The sequence below is a fragment of the Francisella marina genome, from assembly GCF_008369785.1.
GTDB classification, from domain to species: domain Bacteria; phylum Pseudomonadota; class Gammaproteobacteria; order Francisellales; family Francisellaceae; genus Francisella; species Francisella salimarina.
This window is the reverse complement of sequence record NZ_CP043552.1, coordinates 1,266,410-1,287,704: the sequence shown is the minus strand read 5'-3', so window position 1 is coordinate 1,287,704 and position 21,295 is coordinate 1,266,410. Positions and strand designations below refer to the sequence as shown.

Here is a 21,295-nt window from a genome sequence, read left to right as displayed (position 1 = left end):
TAAAATGTCGAATATTCCTAATGAATTAAAATACACAAAATCTCATGAGTGGGTTAAAGTAGATGGTGAGGAAGTTACAGTAGGTGTTACCGAACATGCTCAATCTTTATTAGGTGATTTAGTATATGTTGAGCTACCAGAGGTTGGAGAAGAATTCTCAGCTGGAGATGATACTTGTGTTGTTGAATCTGTGAAAGCAGCTTCTGATGTGTATGCTCCTCTTGATGGCGAGGTTATTGATGTGAATGAATCATTAAGTGACGATCCTTCTCAAGTAAACCATGCACCATATAGAGATGGATGGTTATTTAAACTCAGAATTTCTGATGAATCTCAACTGGCAAATCTATTGTCTGCTGATGCTTATGCAAAAACTTTAGAAGACTAATTAGTATAAACCTTTAGAATTTCTATTTAGTCTTTATAAAATTCTATATACAAAGACATGGAGGAAATATGTCTTTTATTCCACATAAACCAGAACAAATCAAAAAAATGCTTGATACTATTGGAGCTAACTCCGTAGATCAACTCTTTGATGAAATTCCAGCTCAGTTAAGAGCCGATACTCTACAAATTCCTGATGGAATCAATGAGATGGAGCTAGCTAGGGTAGCTAGAAAAAGAGCAAATAAGAATCATCATAATACAAATTTTATAGGTGCTGGTGCTTATAGTCATCATATACCGGCTGCTATATGGGATATAGTAGCTCGAGGAGAGTTCTATACAGCATATACTCCATATCAAGCAGAGGCGTCTCAAGGTGGCTTACAAGTTATATACGAGTTCCAAACTATGATGGCAGAGCTGACAGGTATGGATGCTTCAAATGCTTCGATGTATGATGGGGCAACTGCTTTGGCAGAGTCAGTACTAATGGCGATTCGTTCAAATAAAAAAGCCAAGTCACAAAAAGTCTTAATAGCAGAAGCTCTACATCCAACTTATTTAAATGTACTTGAAACTATTACAAAGCATCAAGGTATCGAAGTTGATGTTGTAAATTTGGATTCTAAAAATGGTAAGACTGATGTTGCTAGATTAGATAGTTTTGCCGATACTCAATATGCTGCTGTAGTTATCCAGAGTCCTAACTTCTTAGGGCAGCTTGCAGATGTTGATGCTTTGACTAACTGGGCACATAAGCACGGTGCTTTGGCAATTGCCGTGACTAATCCTATGTCACTTGCGCTATTAAAATCACCTGCGGAATGGGGTGACAATGGTGCTGATATAGTATGTGGTGAGGGTCAACCTATGGGTGTACCACTAGCTTCTGGCGGTCCATACTTTGGTTTTATGACTTGTAAGATGCCTCATATTCGCCAAATGCCTGGTCGTATTGTAGGTAGAACAGTAGATTTAGATGGTAACGAAGGTTTTTGTTTGACGCTACAAGCTAGAGAGCAACATATACGTCGTGCTAAAGCTACTTCAAATATTTGTACTAATCAGGGCTTAATGGTAACAGCTGCAACTATTTATATGAGCTTATTAGGTGCAGAAGGTTTAGAAAGAGTAGCAAGTGTATCTCATGAAAATACTACTAAGCTAGCAAATGAATTATCTAAACTAGATGGAGTAAATGCTAGGTTTAATGATTTATTCTTTAATGAAGCAGTGATCGATTTACCTGTAAATGCGCAAGATTTTGTAACAGAGATGGAAAAAGAAGGTATAGATGCTGGTTATTTCTTAGGTGAGTATCATACTGATTTAGCTAACTCTATTATGGTTTGTGCTACAGAGATTCATACATCTGAAGATATCAAAGAGTACATAGAAGCTACCAAAAAAGTTTTAGCTAGGATAGGAGGTTAATTTAAATGGTTATTTTTGAAAAAACTAGAGGTAAAAACTCGCCATCTGTAATGCCTAGCAAAAAAGGAGATGTTTCAAATATCCCTGCAAATATGCTTCGTTCTAAAAAACCAATTTTACCAGAACAAGCTGAGCTTGATGTTGTCAGGCACTATACACAACTATCACGCAAGAACTTTTGTATAGATACGAACTTCTATCCGTTAGGTTCTTGTACTATGAAATACAACCCGCGAGCGGCGCATAAGTATGCTTCATTAGCAGGATTTTTAGAAAGGCATCCTTATGCAAGTGTCCAGAGTGTTCAAGGGACTCTTGAGTGCTTGTATGATTTACAAGACCTAATCAAAGAGCTAACTGGTATGACAGGTGTATCATTAGCTCCTATGGCTGGTGCACAAGGCGAGTTTGCTGGTGTTTCTATGATTAAAGCATATCATCACAAGCGTGGGGATTTTGAGCGTAATGAGATTATTGTACCTGATGCTGCTCATGGTACTAATCCAGCTACTGCAAAAGTTTGTGGTCTGAAGGTTATCGAGATTCCAACTAAAAAATGTGGCGATATTGATATTGAAGCCCTTGATAAAGTACTTGGGCCTAAGACAGCTGGTATTATGTTGACTAATCCATCTACAGTTGGTGTGTTTGAGAGAAGTATTGCTGTGATCGCCAAGAAAGTTCATGAAGCTGGTGGCTTACTGTACTATGATGGTGCGAACTTAAACGCAATCATGGGTAAAGCTCGTCCTGGTGATATGGGATTTGATGTTTTACACATGAATCTTCATAAGACTTTTGCTACTCCTCATGGTGGTGGTGGTCAAGGTGCTGGTCCTGTAGCTGTTAATGATAAGCTGAAAGAGTTTTTACCTGTACCAATGGTTGGTAAAAAAGATGATGAATTTGTATGGCTAGAAGAAAAAGATGTACCAAATACTATCGGTAGATTATCAGCATTTAATGGTAATATTGGTGTGTTAATTAGAGCATATATCTATGGAGCAATGCTTGGTGGCAATGGTCTAACAGAGGCCTCTGAAATAGCTACTCTAAATGCTAACTATATGATGGCTCGCTTAAAAGAAGAAGGCTTCACGATAGCATATCCTGAGAGAAGAGCTTCTCATGAGTTCATCGTAACTTTGAAGCCTGAGTTCCAAAATTATGGTGTGACAGCTACTGATTTTGCTAAGTGCTTGATAGATAGAGGGGTGCATGCTCCTACTATGTACTTTCCGCTATTAGTACCAGAGTGTCTATTAATAGAGCCTACTGAAACTGAAAATGTTGATAGTATGGAGCAGTTTATCCAAGCAATGGTAGAAATCAGAGATATTGCTAAGAAAGATCCTCAGTATCTAAAAGGCGCTCCTTATAATTTACCAGCGCGTCGTCTTGATGATGTCAAAGCAGCTAAAGAGCTAGATATCGTTTGGCAGCCTAAGTAATTCTTCTTTATAATCTCTTCTAGATTTATCAAAAAAATATAAACATGTCTACAAATCTTAATCTAGTCAAAATTATATTTGTAATAAATATAATTTTTATAACTTTATCTTTTTATTTTCAGAGTGAGTTATCTAGTAATCTTGCAGTACTATGTGCAGCTTTATCGCTTATAGTAAGTATGATTTTTGATAAGAGGATTTTCAATTCAAATCTATTTTTATTTTTATCAACCTTACCAATTTATTTGATAATACCTCTTTATCAAAATCCAATGCTTGCAACATTATTAATCACACTATTAATATCTGTATTAGTATACAAAAAGCAAGTTTTTGAGCTATTTAATTTTGGGGAAATAAAAGATATTAAAATCTGGTTAGCAGTAGCACTTGTATCACTAGTAGCCTCAATAAGTTTGATAGTTTGGGGAGTATCAACTAATGAATTAACTGGAGTTGGAGAAGCAACCTCTCAAGAGCTTGCGAAGCTTAATACTATTGTGATTCTAATACTAATACCTATTGGAGCACTGTTAAATGCAATTGTTGAAGAGGTTGTTTTTAGAGGAATTATCCAAACTGAATTGAGTAAAGTTTTTAATATTTTAGTAGTAATATTCTTACAAGCATTTTTATTTGCCGGATTTCATTACGCGGGAGGGTTCCCTAATGGGTTAATAGGTTTTGCGATGACTTTTGTCTATGCTTGTGCTTTGGGTTTGATGAGATACAAAGTCAAAGGATTATTTGCTCCTATCATTACTCATTCACTTGCAGATATGACAATTTTAATATTTTTGTGGGTGTATTTTTAGAGCTAAAGTTTTTATGTTCACTAGTGTATAATTTTTGTTATATTCTAATCCATATTAATTATTAGATGCGTAACATTTTCTTAAAAATATCTAGTATCCTTTTATTGGCCTCTTTATCTATAAATTATTCTTTTGGATATGCTCATACTAAACTAATGCTTGAGAATAACTGTAGTACAGATGTTGTATTTACTATCAAAGATAAAAATAACAAATCAACTTTTACAAAGACACTAAAACCACATCAGTACTATATGACTAAAGAGTTATCAAATGATAATTTTATGGATTCAACAACTTCATATTATGATATTGGCTTTAAGTCTAAAGATTCGTCAGGTTCTGTAGAATACGAGTTATCAAATGGCTTTTTTTATTTTGGTAAAAAGGGTGCAAATAGAGCTTTATTTAAAGATTCAAAAGGTAATATAGAAATAAATCATCAATTTCGCAATGATGGTTATGAGTATTATTGGACTAATTATTCAGTGAATCTTAAAACATTAATAAACGGTAGTTTAATAACACCAACTTTTACAGTTTCTGCATGTCATCAAGAGCTAGATATATTTGATAGTTTATTATTTGGTGTCAAAAGAATAATGATATTTGGTGATAGCTTAAGTGATAAGGGTAATTTGTATAAATATTCATTACAGCTCTTACCAAAATCAACACCATACTATAGAGGAATGTTTTCTAATGGAGAGGTATGGTCAGAACAGTTTGCAAATAGGCTTTATTTAAATAATATCCCTGTGAGTAATTATGCGGTAGGCGGTAGTTCGGTTATAGTGTTTCCTGAATGGGCTGAGAATAGTACCCCATACGTTTTAGATAATCAGGTCAACTTGTACCTAGACTTAGAAGCTAATGATGATATAAAAGACAATTTAGCAATATTCTTTGTCGGAGGTAATGACTACCTAACTACTAATCCAGAGATGACTGATATTGATGGAGCAGTCAAACAAGTGACCGATGGTATTATCAATGCTATTGAAAAAGTATCAGCAAAACAGACAGTTATTGTTGGACTACCTGATCTAAGTATCACAGGAGAATCTAAATCACTTAGCAATGAAAAAATTCTCAAAAAAATATACAAACAGCATAATAAAATTTTAAGAGAATATGCAGATAAGCATAAAATGAAGTTTATAGATATTGCTACAGTATTTGATGAAATGGTAAATAATACTAAGAGCTTTAATAAAAAATATAATGCAACTATAAGCTTGGATCATATTAAAGATTCTTGTTGGTTGGGAGGGTATTTTTTATCTGAGAAGTCTAGTATTGATAGTGCATATAATAGCCTAGAGGCTAACACCAAAACAGACTCTAAAGTCAAAATGAATGATCTATTAGATCAGCCATCAATGCAAAGTGTTATAGATGCAGGATATGCTGGTAGTATGTGTGATAATCCCCAAGATTATGCGTTTTGGGATCATGTTCATCCAACCTATCAAGTGCATAGGGCATTATATAACTATATATTGTCAGAATTAGGAGTTAGGCCTGTCACAAGAGATAAGTGATAGTGATTTTTCAAGATTTTGTTAAATAATCATTTGACAAAGATAATTCTAAGTAATATGCTGAAAGGTATGGATTTTGTTCCATATGAATTATAAGCATAGTCTTATAAACGTGTTGATTTGATAACTCAGCTTGCGGACACGAAAAATAATCTGCTAAAAGGTGTTTTGGATTATTCCATCTTTCCCTCTCAGATTTCTCCCAAGCTAAAGAGTTTTATAAGTAGGAGAAAACTATGAGTAAATATTCTTTAGAAACATTAGCTGTACATCGCTCTATACCAGAAAAGAGCGGGTCGGTACAAACACCTATACATCAAACTTCTAGTTTTGTATTTGAAAGTACAGAGCATGCTGCAAATCTTTTTGCATTAAAAGAGTTCGGTAGTATATATTCACGATTAACTAACCCAACAGTAGATGAGTATGCTTCTAGGTTAGCTAATCTTCATGGAGCTGCTGGAGGATTTGCCTGCTCATCAGGACATGCAGCACAACTTTTGATTTTCTTAAATCTACTTCAAAGTGGAGATCATATAGTTGCTTCTAAATATTTGTATGGTGGTTCAGTAACACAATTGACACATACATTTCCAAGGCAGTTTGGGTGGCAGTCAACTCTAGTTGATATAAATAAATTAGATGAGGTCAAAAATGCTATCCAAGAGAACACCAAAGCACTATTTATAGAGTCTCAATCTAATCCTTCCGGAGTTATTGCCGATATCAAAGCACTTGCAAAAATTGCTCATGAAGCTGGTATTCCATTGATAGTTGATAATACTGTTGCAACACCTTATTTATTAAATCCATTAGAACATGGCGCAGATATTGTCTCTTATTCTTTGACAAAATATTTAAGTGGTAATGGTTCTATAGTAGGTGGTGCAGTTGTCGATGGAGGAACTTTTGATTGGTCAGCGAATGATAAATTCCCTTTATTAGCAAAACCTGATAGATCCTATAATAATATTTCATTTCATGAAACTTTTGGCAAGTTGGCTTTTACCGTTAGGGGGCTTGCAGTTGGTTTGCGAGATATAGGTGCTACTCTTAGTCCACATACTGCTTTTTTGGCTATACAAGGTCTAGAAACATTAGGAGCAAGATTGGACAAGCATATCAAAAATGCTGAAAAAGTAGCAAAATTTTTAAATGCTCATCCAAAGATTAAAAAAGTTAATTATGCTGGTCTTGTTAATTCTCCATATAATCTTTTGGCTAATAAATATTTTCTAAAAGGTGTCGCGGGATTACTAACCATAGAGTTAAATGAAGGATTTGAGGCTGGTAAGAATTTGGTCGAGCAAACAAAGCTATTCACACACTGTGCTAATATTGGTGATGCTAGAAGCTTGATTATACATCCAGCATCAACCACACATTCGCAGTTAACAGAACAAGAGCGCATACAATCAGGAGTATCTGATGGTTTGGTAAGATTATCAATAGGATTAGAAGATGCTAATGATCTAATAGAGGACTTAAAGCAGGCTTTGGATTATTCGGAGGTGCAGTATGACGATCAATGCAAAAAAGCCATTTGAGTTTTTTACAGACTTACAGCTTAATTATCAAACTGAAATTAGTATCAAAAATAGCTCTAGTATCAAAAGATTAAAAGTTGCTATTGTAAACTTAATGCCAACTGTCAAAGAAACTGAAAAGCACTGGGCAGATGTACTTTCTCATAATAATTCTACAATTGTTGAGTTAGTGTTTTTTCATTCATTAGTACGTCCTAGTACAAGAGTTAGCGAGAGTTACTTACAAGAAAATTATGCTAATTGGCAGGATTATGATTTTGCTGATTTAGATGGGATTATTATCACAGGGGCTCCAGTTGAGTTATTAGAGTTTGAGAGTGTTGATTTCTATCCAGAAGTTTGTGAGATAATTTCAAAAAGTCTTGAGTATGAATTATCTGTGATGTTAGTTTGCTGGGCTGCTCAGGCTGGTCTAAATTATTTATATGATATAAATAAACAATGTCTAGAAAATAAGTTATTTGGTGTATATGAACATAAACCTATTAAACATGATCATCCACTATTAAAAGGTATAGATGGTGAGCTTAAAGCTTGTATATCTCGACAAACAAAAATTACAGATCAGAAAGTATTGGAGCATACAGATGTTATCCTAGCATCTGTAATAGATGGCTTAGATTGTTTAGCTGATAAAAAGTATGATATTACCTACATGTTTAATCATCTTGAGTATACCCAAGATACTCTAGAAGCAGAGTATTTAAGGGATAAAGCAACTATCGATAATATAGCTAAGCCATATAACTACTATGACAGCCAAAATAATATTGATTATTCATGGCAAAATGATAGAAAGACTTTTTATTCTAATTGGTTGGATATTATTAAAGATATTAAATAGCAGAATTATAAATTCCAAGCTTTTATTATATCCTCCTCAGTGATTTTCTTTTGATTGAGATTTTCAAAGTAGATCATATATTGTTTAATGAGCTGATTAATATACATATCTTCACCGGATATATAGAAAATATCATTTTTGTTACAATACTCGAGTAGATAATTTTTTTTATTATCTTTTTCAGGCATGGCGTGACAAAATACAATTTTTGCATCTTTAACTAAGTCTATAAATTGGGTATTTTGCTCTAGCTCTAGTGATGATGATATTGGTGTAGCATCTACTACTAGATCATACGGACCTTCAAAATGAGGGATGTTTTCTATACCTAGTTCTTTTCTTTTTTGAGCTACTTTCTCAGCATTTCTACCGACGATAGTTACTTTTATTCCTAAATCTTGTAGTACCTTAAAAGCCACACCAGATACGCCACCATTACCGTATATTACTGCGGTTTTTATAGTTTTGTTTGATGCCTTTATACCTTTTTTAAGAGCTGTTTGTAAGCCATGACAGTCTGTATTGTAACCATAAAGTTTGCCATCTTTATTGATAATTGTATTAACTGCTAAAGTCTCTTTAGCTATTGGTTCTATGTAATCTAAAAATGGTATTACTTTTGATTTTAGGCCATTGTGAGCCGTTACTGTACCACCATTGACAAAGGGTGCTCTAATAGCATCAGTATAAGTCTTGGCAGTTATATCACCAGAAAATGTAAAATAACAAAGATTTAAGCCTAGCTTCTGTATAGCAGTATTATGTCTTGATATAGATGAGTTACTACCAGAAGTAGAAAATAAAAACTTAGTCTCAGTATTAAGAGGAGCTTTAAAATTATCCGACATCTTATCTCCTTAGCTATGAATAATTAACATTGAATATGCTCTAAGAGGAGGGAGCTTGCCTTTAGTTGTTTTTTCTATAGTCTCCGTACCAGCTCTTTCATGATTTGCAATCACATGCCACACATTAGTCTCGGTAGTTGGAACAATATCGTTGATGTCATAGTTATCAATTGCTGTTGCATTATAAACTATAACAATATTTTTCCACATATCTCCATTGGCATTATCCTTGAGATGAGATACGATAACTCCAGAATGAAGATCATGGTATGCTGCTGAAACAATTAGGTGTTTACTGATATCCTCAGGGCTAGTCATTCTAAAAGCAGGGTGTTCTTTTCTTATCTTTATAAGTCCTTTTACATAATCAAAAAAAGGCTTGTATTGTAATTTATCTTGCCAGTGAAAAGCATTAATATCATCACCACTCTTATAACTGTTATGATCACCTTGCTTTGTTCTCAAAAACTCACAACCACCATGCAAGAATGGCACCCCTTGAGATGTTAATAAAATACCAAGGGCTAAACCGTTTTGGCGAACTCTACGACTTTCAAAGATATTTTCGGGAATATTTTTTCGATAATCTCCAGCTTGAATGTTCCTTTGCAGGCTTTTTTCAATTTGATCCCAAAGTGTATAGTTATCGTGAGCATCTACATAGTTGATAGTCTCTTTAGGGTTAGCAGTTAGATCATGTATAGAGCCTCTAAGACCTTCCATAACCTTGCCGATATTGGCTGGATTATGAGCATCTCCATTGATGTAACCATTACCTGGACTATTATTGCCTCTAATCGCATCCCTAAATGTATCATTAAATACACAGAAGTCTTGGTTTCTCTGAGTGCCCCTATATGTACCATTTCTTAGAGGTGAGTCACCAGCTTTCCATGGTTCTCCATAGACTATAATACCTGGATCTATTTGTTTTACTTCTTCAGTAATTTCTTTGATAGTATCCAAATCGATTAGTTCCATTAAGTCAAATCTTAGACCATTGACTTTATAGTTTTTGACCCAGTGCAGAACGGAGTCTTTGATAAACTTGCGCACCATTGGTTTTTCGGTATCAAGTTCATTACCACACCCAGAACCATTGGTAAAATGGCCTTGGCTATCAGTCCTGAAATAATATTTTGGCACAATACTGTCAAAGTTCGATGTATCAGTCATATGGTTATATACCATATCCATAACGACACCAATACCTTTGTTATGGAATCCGGCAATCATTTCTCTAGCACCTTTGATTCTTTGAGTTGGATCAAAAGGATTAATAGAGTAGCTTCCATCTGGTGCATTGTAGTTTTGTGGATCATATCCCCAGTTTCTATTATCTTTGATATTGGCATTTGACTCATCAACTGATGAAAAATCAAATATTGGTAATAGATGTACATGAGTGACACCAAGTTCATGAAGACTATCTATACCCGTTGAAACAGATAGTTCATCATTTGGAGTAGTTATTTCAGATCCTTCATATACTGTACCTAAAAACTTGCCTTTGATGTTTTCTGGTATTCCACTATCGGAGCCGATAGAGAAATCTCTAACATGTAATTCATAGATAACAGCATCCTGAGGGTTTTGAGGTGTATGGAAGTAGCTGTTTTTCCAGCTTTCAGGAGATAGCTCATCTGAGTTAAGGTCTAGTATGAATCCTTTTCTACCATTGGCACCAAGTCCAACTGCATAAGGATCTATAGCATAAGTTATTTTTGTATACTTATTACCACGATAGTCTATATCATCAAAATAAAGTCGATATATATAGAATTTATTTTCACAGAGGTCTCTAGGTATACAGGCACTATGTGTACCATATTCTAATTCTGGAATTAAATTAAATGCATCATCAGGCATCTCGTGTTTGTCATTATCATCTTCATGATATATCAAAAGCTCAACGTGTTTTGCTGTCGGAGCCCATATCCTAAATGATACTGTGTCATTAGAGAAGACAACACCCATATCATCATTTGGATAGTAGTATTTATCCAAAAAGTTACCGAATAATACTTTCGTTGGCATAAAGGTATTATTTGCACGAATTTCTATTAAATCGCTTGGCTTAAGCTCAGAAGGCAAATTGGTAAATATAACTTTTTTAGACTTATACTTAACGATATTTACAGCGTTTGTAACTTTTTTCGAATTTATCCATAGTTCAAATATAGTACCTATCAGAGGAGTATCTGATAAATAAGCCTCTATTTTATTTGGCTCATCAAGTACAGCATAATTTATTCTGGCATTAGTTCTGTTGACAACATCACTTAGAGAAGTATAAATATCATGATCTCCATAAACTATATAATAGTTATCATGATCTTCATCTATTTTGAATGAGCTTGTTTGTTCAGCCCAATCGTTCTGCCAGTACGTGCTCCATGTTCTTTTGCGTGCTATTATGTTTTTATTTACACAATCAGCATATAGTCCAAAGTCGCTCTTTTTAGACAGTGATTTTGGGCGTGTTTTTCCTTTTTCATCATACGTCCATAAATCCCAGCTAAAGTCCTGCCCTAGATATTGTTCATCTTTTTTTATAAAGTGAATAAGTTGACCTTTACGAGGTTCCCTAGCTACTCTAAAAATTCTTTCTGCTTTATGGTTAGGGTTGTTTTTGCTACTACAATATACTTTGACTTCACTTATATCTGTTACAGAAGGGTCAACACTTAATTTATTATCTTTGACTTCAATAAGCTTTGATTTTGGCTCTACTCGCCATGTAACATCAACAATACTTCTTTTTTTTGTTAAAGACTCTGTTATCGCTATCAGGTCAACTTTGTATCCGGGAACTATGTAATCTTCTGATGCTTTTATTGAAAGTATCTGAGGATTTACAAGCCAGTTGAAAGTCAGTGGTTCAAAAACTCTATTGCTTGCAGAAAGTCTTCTTTCATTGCCCTCTAGATCTATCAAAATAAAAGTATATTGATTTGAGCCATTGATAAGCCCAGAGATCTTAAGAATATTTTTTGTCAGCCATAAGCTACCATCATCAGGGTCAGCTTCCCATATTAGCCTATATCTATCTTCTTTTTTCCATTGATTAAATTGTCCTGTAACATAACCGTATGAGAAGCCATGCGCATTTATTCTAAATCTAATACTGTTTGTATCTGGGTCTTGGTCTAGAGAGTATTCAGCATCGAACTTTTCGAAGATGCTGTCTTTTTCTATCCATATATTATTTAATGACTGCATATTTACAACTTTTGCTTAATAATTTATATATTTTTTAAAAAATTTAGTTAAGCTATTATAGCCTTATTTTTTGAGTTTGAGAACAAGGGTGGCCATAGGCGGGATTTTTATGGCAATCTTTTGGTCAAAGCCATGCTGTGCTTCTGGAACTGATAGTATTTCATCTGAAATAACTTGGCCTGAACCACCAAACTCAAGGCTGTCAGAATTAAAAGCCTCAATATATGATCCTGCATCAGGAACACCTATGTTGTAGTCGTAATAAGTTACAGGAGTAAAGTTACAAACAAATATTAGCTTTTCTTGGTTATCTTTACTAGCTCGGACAAAAGATAAGATACTCTGTTCAGAGTTGTTGGCATCAATCCATTGGAAGCCTTGGTGATCGTAATCACACTCCCACAATGCAGTCTCAGCTTTATAGAAGTCATTTAACTTTTTGAAGAAATGTAGTGTTTCTTTATGTGTGTGATATTCATCAACAACCTGCCACTGTAATTGCTCATATTCTCGCCATTCAACAAACTGTCCAAATTCACTTCCCATAAAAATAAGTTTCTTACCGGGGTGACCAATCATATATGACATATATAGTCGTAGGCCAGCATATTTATTCCATAAGTCTCCCCACATTTTGTTTATGAGAGATTTTTTGCCGTGAACTACCTCGTCATGTGAAATAGATAAGATAAATTTCTCTGAATAGTGGTATACCATAGAGAAAGTGATTAAGTTGTGATGATACTTACGATAAACTGGATCTAAAGAGATATAGCGTAATGTATCGTTCATCCAACCCATATTCCATTTGAAGTCGAACCCTAAACCACCTTGCTCAACAGGTGTGGAGATATTTGGCCAAGATGATGATTCTTCAGCAATTGTGATCACTCCTTTGCAGGTATGCTTTAGGACACCATTGAGTTCTCTTAAGAAAGCAATACCTTCCAAATTTTCATGTCCACCATGAATGTTAGGTACCCACTGACCATCTTCTCTATCATAGTTTAGGTATAAGATATTCGATACTGCATCTACACGAAGTCCATCGATATGAAACTCATTGATCCAATACATTGCATTTGAAATCAAGAAACATTTTACTTCATTTCTACCTAGATCAAAATTATGTGTTCCCCAACCCTCGTTAACAGCTTTGGTAGGTTCTTGATATTCGTAACATGCACTACCATCAAAGTTGATTAATCCATGTTGATCTTTGCAGAAGTGTCCTGGTACCCAATCTAAAATTACACCTATATCATGTGTATGAAGTTTATCAACTAGGTGCTTCAAACCGACTAAATCGCCATGACGACTATTCACTGAGTAAAAACCTGTTGGTTGATAACCCCACGAAGCATCTAGTGGGTGTTCATGTAATGGCATAAACTCTACATGTGTGTATCCCATATCTTTGATATACTCAGGCAGTATCTGGGCTATCTCTTCATAACTCATAAATTCGCCATCTTTGGTTTTCCAAGAAGCAAGATGTAGTTCATATATGTTCATTGGACTATTGTAATAGTCAGCAGTAGCACGTTTTTTTAGCCATTTGTCATCATGCCATTTATATTCCATTTGAGTATTTATTATGGATGCTGTATTCGGTCTTAATTCTGAGAAAAAAGCATAAGGGTCACTTTTATAAACGTAATGATTAGTATCTTTATTTGTTACAACAAGTTTATATTTTTGTCCATTTTTGACACCAGCTATGAATACACTCCATAATCCTGAATTACTAATGGGTTTCATTTGATTTTTGCTTTGAATCTCCCAGTGACTAAAGTCACCTATGACACAAATACTTTTTGCATTTGGGGCCCAGGTTGTAAATCTAATACCATCAATACCATCTTCACAGGCTGCATGGCCACCCATGAATTCATAAGCATATATGTGCTTGCCTTCATGGAAGTAATGTATATCTTGCTCGCCAATGGTGCAATGTTTATTTTGTTTTGAATTTACGTTTTTCATAAAAGCTCCTAGTCAAAAGTATAGAATCAGTGTGTTTTTCAGCGTAGACGCTAATAAGTACTAAAAATCTCTATAATTACAATCTTAATCGTTTATATAAGCTTAGTAAACTGAATAATTAATTTAAAAAATAATTTTACCAGCAATACAGATATTGGTTATTTTAAATTCATAGAGATAGTGATAAGATGAAATGTATGGGCTTTCACCTATGCTCTATTAAGGTGACTAGGTAGTTCGCCAAATTAGTGTGTTTATTCTGTTAACATAATACTAGGGTAGAAAAATGGCAATTCAAAGAGTATTAACCAAACCTTTTGAAAATCAAAAACCAGGAACATCAGGTCTGCGTAACAAAGTCACTGCTTTTCAGCAAGCAGGATATTTAGAAAATTTTGTACAATCTATATTTAATTCTTTGGATGATATAGGAGGTAAGACTCTAGTTGTTGGTGGTGATGGTAGGTACTATAATGATGTGGCTGTACAAATTATTGTTAGAATGGCTGCAGCTAATGGTTTTAGTAAAATTATAGTTGGACAAAATGGTATCTTTTCTACTCCGGCTGTTAGTTGTGTTATTAGAAAGTATCAAGCTTTTGGTGGTATTGTGTTATCGGCTAGTCATAACCCGGGTGGTCCAAAAGGAGACTTTGGTATCAAATATAATGTTTCTAACGGTGGTCCAGCACCTGAGAAAATTACAGATAGAATTTTTTCAGAAACTAAAAAGATTAACCAATACTTAATAAGTGATGCACCTAAAGATAGTGTTAATTTAAACAAGATAGGCATATACAAAATTGAAAATACAACCGTCGAGGTTATTAACTCAGTAACTGATTATGCTGAATTAATGCAACAAATATTTGATTTCGATAAAATTCGTGAACTATTTGCAAATGGTTTTAAGGTGCGTTTTGACTCTATGAGTGCAGTATCTGGTCCTTATGCAAAGTATATTTTTGAGACTCTTTTGCAAGCTCCAGCTGGTACAGTTGTCAATGCTGAACCACTTGAGGATTTTGGAGGTTTTCATCCGGATCCAAATCCTGTAAATGCTGAAGACTTGGTCAAGCATATGCGTAGTGGTAAGTATGATTTCGGTGCAGCTTCAGATGGTGATGCTGATAGAAATATGATTGTAGGCAAGCAAATAGATGTATCACCTTCAGATAGTCTAGCAATTATGGCTGCAAATGCGCATCTTATACCAGCGTATTCAAAAGGAATTAAAGGTGTTGCTAGATCAATGCCTACATCAACTGCAGTTGACAGGGTGGCAGAGTCATTAGGTCTACCTTGTTTTGAGACTCCAACAGGATGGAAATTCTTTGGGAATTTATTAGATGCTCAGAAAATCACACTATGTGGTGAAGAGAGTTATGGAACAGGTTCAGATCACATTCGTGAGAAAGATGGAGTTTGGGCAGTATTGTTCTGGTTGAATTTAGTTGCTGCAACAGGCAAACATGTTGATCAGTTGGTTGAGGAACATTGGCAAAAATTTGGTCGTAACTTCTATTCAAGACATGATTATGAAGCTATAGATACTGTGATTGCTAACTCTATCATGAGTTCTTTAAGAGGTAAATTATCTAGTCTTACAGGGACTCAATTAAATGGTGAGAAAGTGGCTAAAGCAGATGATTTTAGTTATACGGATCCTATAGATGGTTCAGTTTCTAACCATCAGGGAATAAGAATTATTTTTGAAGATGGTTCTCGAATTGTGTTTAGGTTATCAGGTACAGGAACACAGGGGGCTACTTTACGTGTATATTTAGAAAAGTATGAATCTAACTCTTCAAAATTTGATACACCAACACAACAGGCTTTGGCTACTTTGATAAATATTGCTGGAGATTTAACCAATATTAAATCTTTAACAGGCATGGTTAAGCCAACAGTAGTTACTTGATTTAATTGCTATTATAAACACAAGGAGTTAATTATTATGAATAATCCTAATTCATCGCATCAGTTGTATAAAAAGGCTATGGCATTAGTGCTAGCAGGCGGGCGTGGTTCTCGTTTATATAATCTAACAGACACTAGAGCGAAGCCGGCTGTTTATTTTGGTGGTAAGTTTAGAATTGTAGATTTTGCCTTATCAAACTGCTTAAATTCTGGTATCAGAAGAATAGGTGTAGTTACACAATATAAGTCACACTCTTTACTTCGTCATATTCAGCGTGGTTGGGGATTCTTACGTGGTGAGCTAAATGAGTTTATAGATTTGCTACCAGCACAGCAAAGGGTTGATGAAGAGAGTTGGTATCGTGGTACTGCTGATGCTGTGTACCAAAATATTGATATTTTACGTTCTTATGGACCTGAGTATGTCATAGTTCTAGCTGGCGATCATATATATAAGATGGATTACTCAGTAATGCTAAGAGATCATGCCCAAAGCGGTTATAAGTGTACTGTAGGGTGTGTTGAAATTGCTGAAGAAGAAGCATTTGCATTTGGTATTATGGGTATTGATGAAGATCGTAAAATTACAAGCTTCGTCGAAAAGCCTAAAGATAATGCACCAACAATTCCTGGCACAACTGACAGATGTTATGCAAGTATGGGTATATATATATTCAATTCTGATTATTTGTATGATTTACTTGAGGAAGATATTGCAAATAAAGAATCAAGCCATGACTTTGGTAAAGATATAATTCCAAGAGTTGTTAGTGAAAAACAAGCTTTAGCACACCCATTTAGTATGTCATGTGTTCCTAGAGGAGAGGGTGTTGAACCATATTGGAGAGATGTTGGTACTATAGATGCATTCTGGGAAGCTAACCTTGATTTAGCAGCTAATATGCCTGAGTTGAATATCTACGATAAAGACTGGCCTGTGTGGACAGCTCAAGAGCAGCTTCCTCCGGCTAAGTTTGTGCCAGATAGAAAGGGTAATCATGGTGTGATTACAAATACTCTTGCTTCAGGTGGTTGTATAGTGCTTGGTTCGCAAATCTCTAAATCATTGATGTTCTCGAAAGTTAGAGTCTCAGCAGGTTGTGAGATTGATCAGTGCGTGATAATGCCTGAGGTAGTAGTAGGTGAAAATTGCCGTCTGAAAAAAGTTGTGATTGATAAAGGTTGTGATATCCCAGCTGGTATGGTGATTGGAGAAAATCCTAAAGAGGATGCTAAAAACTTTTTTAGAACCGACAAGGGTGTGGTACTAGTAACTAAAAAGATGATAGATGAACTAAAAGAAAAATAAGAGAAGTTTATGCGCGTTTTACATGTATGTAGTGAATTATATCCAATTCTAAAAACAGGGGGTCTTGCAGATGTTACAGCTGCTTTGCCTCCTGCATTAGCTAGTTTTGGGGTTGATAGTAGGGTTTTGGTTCCGGGGTTTCCGGCATTTATGAATGCTATTAAGGATAAACAGCTTTGGATGAATATCCCTTCTCGTTTTGGTGCAGAAGAGATAAACATATTTTTAGCTAAGATTCCTAACACTAAAATCGACATATATGTAATAGATGCTCCTAGTTTATTTGCTCGTCCGGGTAATCCATACGCAGATAGTAGTAATCAAGCTTATGCAGATAATTATCTCAGATTTGCTTTATTGGGTTGGGTAGCGGCAAGAATTTCTGAAGGCTTGGATGCTAAGTGGAAGCCAGAAGTTGTTCATAGTCATGATTGGCATGCTGGATTAGTACCTGCTTATATCAAAGCAAGTGAACTAGCATCTGGCAAAAAAGCTGTAAAAACAGTGTTCACTGTGCATAACCTTGCTTATCAAGGTCTTTTCCCAATGAGTGTTTTTGCGGAGTTAGATTTACCAGGTATATTCTTGAGTATGAATGGTTTAGAGTTCTATGGTCAAGTATCTTTCATGAAAGCAGGTTTGTATTTTGCTGATAAGATCACCACAGTAAGTCCTACATATGCTAAAGAGATTCAGTCTTATGAGCAGGGATGTGGATTAGAAGGGCTACTCGCAGATCGTCATAATGATCTATATGGAGTACTTAATGGTGTGGATCCTCAAGTATGGAATCCTAAAAAAGATACTCTTATAGAGGCTAACTACTCGATTACTACAGCTAATGTTGGTAAAGCAAAATGTAAGGCAGCTCTACAAAAAATGACTGGACTTGCGAAAAAAGAGGATGCAGTAGTTTTTGGAATTGTAACACGCTTAACTGAGCAAAAAGGCCTAAACCTTTTAATTGAAGCAATAGGTGAAATCACTAGTAGAGGTGGTCAAGTTGTTTTATTGGGAAGTGGTGATAAAGCTTTAGAAGAAGCATTTTTAGCTGCGGCTAAGAAATCTCCTAAATCAATAGCTGTACAAATTGGTTATGATGAAAACCAAGCGCATCGTATAATTGCTGGTTCTGATGTGATAATGGTACCATCACGTTTTGAGCCTTGTGGATTGACACAACTATATGGTCTGACTTATGGAACTTTGCCTCTAGTACACAAAGTTGGTGGTCTAGCAGATACTGTTACAGATTCTTCATTGGAAAATTTGGCAGATGGTATGGCTACAGGGTTTGTTTTTGATGAGTTCAGTGTGGAGTCGCTCACTTTAGCAATTCGCCGAGCATTCGCATTATATAATCGTAAAGCAGACTGGAAGAAGGTAAGAAAAACTGCAATGCAACAAAAAGTAGATTGGAATGCAGCTGCTGATAAAATACATCAAATTTATTCTCAATTAGTTTAATAGACTTTCAAAAAAGTTCAAAAAATCAATATTTTTTTTACCAAAAAAAATACTTAAATGGTATTATGATTTTTAATGTAATTACTTTTTATCAATAAATTATTATCAAAGGTTTCTAAAAAAAATGGACAACAAAAATCAAATCAAGCTTTTTTTACAAGATGCTTTAGGATGTGATATAGCTAAAGCAAGTGATCAAGATCTATATTATGCACTATTATCTTATGTTAAAGAGCAAACAGAAAAACTACCAACGCCTGATTTTAAAAAGAAAATATATTATATATCTAGTGAATTTTTGATCGGTAGAATGCTAGCAAATAATCTTATAAATTTTGGAATTTATAATGATGTTAAAGAGCTATTTGAGGCTAATGGTAAAGATATAGCTTTGATCGAAGAGTGCGAGCCAGAACCATCTCTAGGTAATGGTGGTTTAGGTAGATTAGCAGCGTGCTTTTTAGATTCAATAGCATCGCTAGCTATTCCTGCAACAGGTGTTAGTTTGAACTATCATTATGGTTTGTTTAAGCAAAAATTCAAAAAGAATCTACAAAAAGAAACACCTAATCCATGGATAGAGGATAAAGGCTGGCTTAATAAGAGAAAGGCTGCTTATAAGATTGATTTCAATGGTTTTAGTATACAATCTCAGATGTATGATATTGAGATGGTTGGTTATCAAAATAATTTTGTTAATAAATTATGCTTATTTGATGCTGAGAGCGTTGACTCTAGTATCGTTAAAAAAGGTATATCTTTTGATAAAACAGCTATCGAAAAGAACGTTACGCTTTTCTTATATCCAGATGATAGCGATGAAGCAGGACATTTATTAAGAATTTTCCAACAGTATTTCATGGTAAGTAATGCTGTGCATCTTGTATTTGCTGATATGGATGACAAAGGCTACTCAATTGACAAGCTTCATGAACATGCAACTATCCAAATTAATGATACACATCCAACTTTAGTGATTCCTGAGCTTGTACGTCAGCTTATGACTAGAGGACTATCTATAGATGCAGCTATCGAAATAGTTAAGAAAACAGTAGCGTATACTAATCATACTATCTTGGCTGAAGCGCTAGAAAAATGGCCTCTAAGATATCTTAAAAAAGTACTAACTCAAGAATTAATCGATATTATTAGATATTTAGATGCTAAAGTTAAGCTAGAGCATATCGATGAGAAATTATCTATCATAGATGATCAAAGTATTGTACATATGGCTCATATGAGTATTCATTATAGCTTTAGTGTGAATGGTGTGGCAGCTCTTCATACAGAGATTCTTAAAAATGATGAATTGAAGCACTTTAACGATATTTATCCGAAGAAATTTAATAATAAAACTAATGGTATAACATTCAGAAGATGGTTATTACAATCTAACCCTGAGTTAACAAAGTACTTAGAAAGTGTTATCGGTGATAGTTTTAAAACTAAAGCTACTGATTTAGAAAAACTTCTAAAATTTGATAATGATGATACTTTAAAAGCTCTTGAAGACATCAAAAAGGTTAAAAAAGCACAATTTATTAAATTTGCAAAAGAGCATTATGGTGTGGAGCTTATCAAAGATGGAATATTTGACGTACAAATCAAGCGTATCCATGAATATAAGCGTCAACAAATGAATGCTTTGTATATAATCCATAGATATTTACAGATTAAGTCAGGTAAGCTTAAGCCTGCAAGAGCTGTTAACTTTATATTTGGCGGTAAGGCAGCTCCAGCTTATATAATAGCTAAGGATATTATTCATCTAATATTATGCTTACAAGAGCTTATCAATAATGATTCTGATGTGAATAAGTACATGAGAGTATTGTTTGTTGAGAACTATAATGTAAGTGTTGCTGAGAAGTTAATCCCAGCTGCTGATATCTCTGAGCAAATATCTCTAGCATCAAAAGAAGCTAGTGGTACAGGTAACATGAAGTTTATGCTAAATGGTGCTATCACATTAGGAACTATGGATGGTGCTAACGTTGAGATTGCTGAGCTAGTTGGACAGGATAATATCTATACTTTTGGTAAGGATAGTGACACTATCATAGATCTATACAAGACTAGTGGTTATATTTCCAAAGATTATTACAAGCAGCCTGCGATTAAGCCGATCGTAGATTTTATAGTTTCTAAAAAACTTGTTAAGCTTGGTAAGAAATCTAACTTAAAAGAGTTGTATAACGAGCTACTTAATAAAGACTGGTTTATGACTTTGATAGATCTTGTAGAGTATGCACAAGTTAAGGATCAAATGATCAAAGATTATGAGAACCGTAAAGAGTGGATGTCTATGGCTTTAGTAAATATTGCAAAAGCTGGGTTCTTCAGTTCAGATAGAACTATTGCTGACTATAACAGAGATATCTGGAAGATTTAGACTTGTATTGCACTTGTGATATAAGGATGATTAGTGTTATGAATAATATGTCATTCTACGACTTGATCGTAGAATCCAATAACTAACTTAGCTTATAGCCAATGGATCCTATGGTCAAGCCATAGG

General features: G+C 34.7%; 14 protein-coding genes and 1 riboswitch. Of the genes, 11 read left to right on the top strand and 3 right to left on the bottom strand.

What is annotated here, in order from left to right; genetic code table 11:
- The first annotated feature begins 4 nt into the window (after window positions 1-4).
- The 7 genes from gcvH (at window position 5) to F0R75_RS06265 (ending at window position 8,025) form a co-directional block, all read left to right on the top strand.
- Window positions 5-388 (top strand): glycine cleavage system protein GcvH, encoded by a 384-nt coding sequence (gene gcvH, locus F0R75_RS06295; RefSeq protein WP_013923583.1) that lies wholly within the window; start codon window positions 5-7, stop codon window positions 386-388.
- A 68-nt stretch (window positions 389-456) separates the two neighbouring features.
- Window positions 457-1,824 carry an aminomethyl-transferring glycine dehydrogenase subunit GcvPA gene (gene gcvPA, locus F0R75_RS06290; RefSeq protein ID WP_146421007.1) on the top strand — a complete coding sequence of 456 codons (1,368 nt, stop codon included), beginning with the start codon at window positions 457-459 and terminating at the stop codon, window positions 1,822-1,824.
- Window positions 1,825-1,829: 5 nt separating this feature from the next.
- Entirely contained in the window at window positions 1,830-3,275 is a 1,446-nt protein-coding gene (gene gcvPB, locus F0R75_RS06285; RefSeq protein WP_149377238.1) for an aminomethyl-transferring glycine dehydrogenase subunit GcvPB, read from the top strand.
- 44 nt (window positions 3,276-3,319) lie between these two features.
- The gene (locus tag F0R75_RS06280; RefSeq protein ID WP_149367935.1) at window positions 3,320-4,090 is read left to right on the top strand and encodes a CPBP family intramembrane glutamic endopeptidase; all 771 of its coding nucleotides are present in this window, start codon (window positions 3,320-3,322) and stop codon (window positions 4,088-4,090) included.
- Between the two features lie 65 nt (window positions 4,091-4,155).
- Window positions 4,156-5,634, top strand: coding sequence for an SGNH/GDSL hydrolase family protein (locus tag F0R75_RS06275; RefSeq protein ID WP_149367936.1), 1,479 nt, complete (start codon window positions 4,156-4,158; stop codon window positions 5,632-5,634).
- 102 nt (window positions 5,635-5,736) lie between these two features.
- A riboswitch (SAM riboswitch) is annotated at window positions 5,737-5,814 on the top strand.
- A 56-nt stretch (window positions 5,815-5,870) separates the two neighbouring features.
- Window positions 5,871-7,181: an O-acetylhomoserine aminocarboxypropyltransferase/cysteine synthase family protein gene (locus tag F0R75_RS06270; RefSeq protein WP_149367937.1), complete on the top strand. Its 1,311-nt coding sequence runs from the start codon at window positions 5,871-5,873 to the stop codon at window positions 7,179-7,181.
- Complete coding sequence (locus tag F0R75_RS06265; RefSeq protein ID WP_149367938.1) at window positions 7,153-8,025, top strand: homoserine O-acetyltransferase/O-succinyltransferase family protein; 873 nt, start codon at window positions 7,153-7,155, stop codon at window positions 8,023-8,025. Before F0R75_RS06270 ends, F0R75_RS06265 begins: the two co-directional genes overlap by 29 nt.
- Window positions 8,026-8,030: 5 nt before the next feature.
- Here the strand turns inward: F0R75_RS06265 and F0R75_RS06260 are convergent, their stop codons facing one another.
- The 3 genes from F0R75_RS06260 to glgB all read right to left on the bottom strand — a co-directional run bounded on the left by F0R75_RS06260 (window position 8,031) and on the right by glgB (window position 14,081).
- A complete protein-coding gene (locus F0R75_RS06260) occupies window positions 8,031-8,873 on the bottom strand; it encodes a shikimate dehydrogenase family protein (RefSeq protein ID WP_149367939.1) in 843 nt (280 codons plus the stop codon).
- 9 nt (window positions 8,874-8,882) lie between these two features.
- Window positions 8,883-12,095 (bottom strand): type I pullulanase, encoded by a 3,213-nt coding sequence (gene pulA / locus F0R75_RS06255; protein WP_149367940.1) that lies wholly within the window; start codon window positions 12,093-12,095, stop codon window positions 8,883-8,885.
- A gap of 63 nt (window positions 12,096-12,158) precedes the next feature.
- Window positions 12,159-14,081, bottom strand: coding sequence for a 1,4-alpha-glucan branching protein GlgB (glgB, locus tag F0R75_RS06250; RefSeq protein ID WP_149367941.1), 1,923 nt, complete (start codon window positions 14,079-14,081; stop codon window positions 12,159-12,161).
- A gap of 286 nt (window positions 14,082-14,367) precedes the next feature.
- Here glgB and F0R75_RS06245 point away from each other — a divergent pair, with 286 nt between their 5' ends.
- From F0R75_RS06245 to glgP, 4 genes are all read left to right on the top strand, one after another.
- On the top strand, window positions 14,368-16,002 hold the full coding sequence (locus F0R75_RS06245) for an alpha-D-glucose phosphate-specific phosphoglucomutase (protein WP_149367942.1): 1,635 nt from the start codon (window positions 14,368-14,370) through the stop codon (window positions 16,000-16,002).
- Between the two features lie 36 nt (window positions 16,003-16,038).
- Window positions 16,039-17,310 (top strand): glucose-1-phosphate adenylyltransferase, encoded by a 1,272-nt coding sequence (gene glgC / locus F0R75_RS06240; protein ID WP_149367943.1) that lies wholly within the window; start codon window positions 16,039-16,041, stop codon window positions 17,308-17,310.
- Window positions 17,311-17,319: 9 nt separating this feature from the next.
- Window positions 17,320-18,777, top strand: coding sequence for a glycogen synthase GlgA (gene glgA / locus F0R75_RS06235; protein ID WP_149377237.1), 1,458 nt, complete (start codon window positions 17,320-17,322; stop codon window positions 18,775-18,777).
- 124 nt (window positions 18,778-18,901) lie between these two features.
- Window positions 18,902-21,169 (top strand): glycogen/starch/alpha-glucan family phosphorylase, encoded by a 2,268-nt coding sequence (glgP, locus tag F0R75_RS06230; protein ID WP_149367945.1) that lies wholly within the window; start codon window positions 18,902-18,904, stop codon window positions 21,167-21,169.
- Window positions 21,170-21,295: the final 126 nt, after the last annotated feature.

Coding starts and splice junctions, on each gene's coding strand:
- gcvH (WP_013923583.1), top strand. CDS start 5: ATGTCGAATATTCCTAATGAATTAAAATACACAAAATCTCATGAGTGG.
- gcvPA (WP_146421007.1), top strand. CDS start 457: ATGTCTTTTATTCCACATAAACCAGAACAAATCAAAAAAATGCTTGAT.
- gcvPB (WP_149377238.1), top strand. CDS start 1,830: ATGGTTATTTTTGAAAAAACTAGAGGTAAAAACTCGCCATCTGTAATG.
- F0R75_RS06280 (WP_149367935.1), top strand. CDS start 3,320: ATGTCTACAAATCTTAATCTAGTCAAAATTATATTTGTAATAAATATA.
- F0R75_RS06275 (WP_149367936.1), top strand. CDS start 4,156: ATGCGTAACATTTTCTTAAAAATATCTAGTATCCTTTTATTGGCCTCT.
- F0R75_RS06270 (WP_149367937.1), top strand. CDS start 5,871: ATGAGTAAATATTCTTTAGAAACATTAGCTGTACATCGCTCTATACCA.
- F0R75_RS06265 (WP_149367938.1), top strand. CDS start 7,153: ATGACGATCAATGCAAAAAAGCCATTTGAGTTTTTTACAGACTTACAG.
- F0R75_RS06260 (WP_149367939.1), bottom strand. CDS start 8,873: ATGTCGGATAATTTTAAAGCTCCTCTTAATACTGAGACTAAGTTTTTA.
- pulA (WP_149367940.1), bottom strand. CDS start 12,095: ATGCAGTCATTAAATAATATATGGATAGAAAAAGACAGCATCTTCGAA.
- glgB (WP_149367941.1), bottom strand. CDS start 14,081: ATGAAAAACGTAAATTCAAAACAAAATAAACATTGCACCATTGGCGAG.
- F0R75_RS06245 (WP_149367942.1), top strand. CDS start 14,368: ATGGCAATTCAAAGAGTATTAACCAAACCTTTTGAAAATCAAAAACCA.
- glgC (WP_149367943.1), top strand. CDS start 16,039: ATGAATAATCCTAATTCATCGCATCAGTTGTATAAAAAGGCTATGGCA.
- glgA (WP_149377237.1), top strand. CDS start 17,320: ATGCGCGTTTTACATGTATGTAGTGAATTATATCCAATTCTAAAAACA.
- glgP (WP_149367945.1), top strand. CDS start 18,902: ATGGACAACAAAAATCAAATCAAGCTTTTTTTACAAGATGCTTTAGGA.